Here is a 334-nt window from a genome sequence, read left to right as displayed (position 1 = left end):
CCCGGCATGCCGGCGCGGTCCTCGTAGTGGTGCAGCGCCGCCGATATGCTGTCGTCCGCGCCGATGCGGTACATGCCCTTGAGCATCACATCATCGATATCGACGCGATCATTGCTGTCACGAAAGCCATTGCCGTGCGTGCCCGAATAGAGCAGGGCGCCGCCCAGGCCGCGGTCGTTGGTGCCGCCGATGAACGCGCTGGGTGTCGTCTTCACACCGCCGCGGCTGTACATGTCGGTCTCGACCGACGCATCCACCGTGAAATCCTGCGGAATCGCGCGCGTCACGAAGTTGATGATCCCGCCCACGTTCTGCGGGCCGTAGCGCACCGATC

1 pseudogene is annotated in these 334 nt (G+C 65.0%); it reads right to left on the bottom strand.

Going from position 1 to position 334, the window contains the following annotated elements:
• A pseudogene (locus SB751_RS28925) lies at positions 1-334 on the bottom strand (TonB-dependent siderophore receptor); the annotation flags it as partial.

The sequence above is a fragment of the Cupriavidus sp. SIMBA_020 genome, from assembly GCF_046535395.1.
Classification (GTDB): domain Bacteria; phylum Pseudomonadota; class Gammaproteobacteria; order Burkholderiales; family Burkholderiaceae; genus Cupriavidus; species Cupriavidus campinensis.
Note: the sequence above shows the minus strand (reverse complement) of the source record. Positions and strands in the feature narration are given on the sequence as shown.